General features: G+C 65.0%; 1 protein-coding gene and 1 pseudogene. Both read right to left on the bottom strand.

Translation table 11 applies throughout. From position 1 onward, the window contains the following. Positions 1–1,007, bottom strand: a pseudogene (locus J3489_RS25615) (ABC transporter ATP-binding protein); the annotation flags it as partial. Positions 1,008–1,078: 71 nt separating this feature from the next. Next, a partial coding sequence (locus J3489_RS25610) for an ABC transporter permease (RefSeq protein ID WP_207002849.1) occupies positions 1,079–2,493 on the bottom strand: 1,415 nt, incomplete at its 5' end.

Raw genomic sequence — 2,493 nt, 5'->3', positions numbered from 1 at the left:
ACTTCGGCGATCGGAAAGAGATCGTCCACTTCGAGATGCAGCGAGCGCGCGATTTCCGGCATGTCCGCACGGCCGTGGTACGGCGCCGCGGCCAACGTTTCGATCAGGCCGGCCATCAGGTTGGTCGACACCTCCGGCAGCCAGCTCCCCGGTTCGAGCCCCTTCTTGGCCGTTTCGTCGGTGCGGCGCGCGGTCATCTTCGCGTAGATATCGTCGACGAGACGGCGGAACGCCGGGTCCAGACGATTGCGCGGGTGCTTGAACGGCACCTGGATCTCGGCGATCACCTTGCCCGGGTTCGACGACAGCACCAGGATCCGGTCGCACATGAACACCGCTTCTTCGATGTTGTGCGTGACGATCAGCACCGACTTGATCGGCAGACGGCCTTGCGTCCACAAGTCGAGCAAGTCGGTGCGCAGCGTTTCGGCGGTCAGCACGTCGAGCGCGGAGAACGGCTCGTCCATCAAGAGCAGCGTCGGGTCGACGACGAGCGCGCGCGCAAAGCCTACGCGCTGGCGCATGCCGCCCGACAGCTCGCGCGGATAAGCGTTTTCGAAGCCGTCGAGACCGATCAGGTCGATTGCGGCCAACGCGCGCTCGCGCCGCTCGCGCGCGCCGACGCCCTGCGCTTCCAGCCCCGCTTCCACGTTCTGCAGCACCGTGAGCCACGGAAACAGCGCGAACGTCTGGAACACCATCGCGACGCCTTCGGCCGGGCCTTCGAGCGGCTTGCCGAGGTAATCGACGTGGCCGCCGGTCGGCTGAATCAGGCCGGCGATGATGCGCAGCAGCGTCGACTTGCCCGAGCCCGAGCGGCCCAGCATCCCGACGATCTCGCCTTCGCGCAGCGTCAGGTTCACGTCGTCGAGCACCAGCAGCTCGCCTTGTGCCTTGTCGAAGCCCCGGCACACGTCCTTGACGTTCAGGATCTCGCGGCCGGCGCCATGGGAAACGGCCGGCGCCTGCACCGGCGTAGCAGCTACAGCAGCTTTAGGATTTTGCATCGCGCGTTACTCTTGGTTTCGCTAACTAACGTGTCAGACGAGGTGTCGGACGAGGTGTCGGACGAGCCGGATCAGTCGAGCCGCAGCTTGGACTCGGCGTAGGTGTACATCGGACGCCACAACGTGCGGTTGAACAGCGTGACAAACAGGGACATCACCGCGATGCCCAGGATGATCTTCGGGAAGTCGCCCGCGGCCGTGGTCTGCGCGATGTAGGCGCCAAGGCCGTGCGCCGCGACCTTGGTGTCGCCCCATTGGACGAACTCCGAGACGATGCTCGCGTTCCATGCTCCGCCCGAGGCCGTAATCGCGCCCGTCACGTAGTACGGGAAAATGCCGGGCAACATCGCTTGACGCCACCATTGCCAGCCGCGGATGCGGAAGTTGGTGGCCGCTTCCTTGTAGTCGTTCGGATAGGCCGTCGCGCCGGCAATCACGTTGAACAGGATATACCACTGCGTGCCGAGCACGATCAGCGGCGACAGCCAGATATCCGGGTTCAGGTGAAAGCGCACGATTACGATCACGAACACCGGGAACAGCAGGTTCGCCGGGAACGCGGCGAGGAACTGCGCGAGCGGCTGGATCTTCTCGGCGAGCGCCGGACGCAGTCCGATCAGCACGCCGAGCGGCACCCAGATCACCGATGCGATCGCGATCAGCAAGAGCACGCGCAGGAGCGTAATGAGCCCAAGCCCGAACACGTGCCCGACTTCGCCCATCGTGACACCCGTGCTCACATACGCGACCACGCGATAGACCACGTACGCGGTGCCCAGCACCACGACGACGCCCCAGATGATGTCGCCGACGCGCGACGGCGCCTTCTCGAGCCGGGGCATCGGGAAGCGCGCACCGCTCATCGACGGCAGCCGGAACGGCAAACGCGCCGTGCGCGCCAGCATCCAGCCGGCCGGCACGAGCAACTGATGAATGAGCCGCGTGCGGCGCACCACGTCGAGCAGCCACGATTCCGGCGCGTTGCCCGAACTGGTGGTCTCCATGCGGAACTTGTCGGCCCACGCGACGAGCGGGCGGAACAGCAACTGGTCGTAGGCGAGGATCACGATCGTCATCGCCAGAATCACCCAGCCGATCGCGGTGAGGTTCTTGTCCGAGATCGCCTGCGCGAGATACGCGCCGATGCCGGGCAGCGTGATCGTGTTGTTGCCGACAGTGATCGCTTCCGATGCCACGACGAAGAACCACCCGCCCGACATCGACATCATCATGTTCCAGATCAGCCCCGGCATCGAGAACGGCACATCGAGCTTCCAGAAGCGCTGCCAGCCGGTCAGATGAAAGCCGCGCGAGACTTCGTCCAGGTCGCGCGGCACGGTGCGCAGCGACTGGTAGAAGCTGAACGTCATGTTCCAGGCCTGGCTCGTGAAGATCGCGAAGATCGCCGCACATTCGGCGCCGGCCACGCGCGTCGGGAACAGCGCGATGAAGAACGTGACCGTGAACGAGATATAGCCGAGCACCG

The organism is Trinickia mobilis (assembly GCF_017315705.1).
Classification (GTDB): domain Bacteria; phylum Pseudomonadota; class Gammaproteobacteria; order Burkholderiales; family Burkholderiaceae; genus Trinickia_A; species Trinickia_A mobilis.
This window is presented reverse-complemented; position numbering and strand designations above follow the sequence as displayed.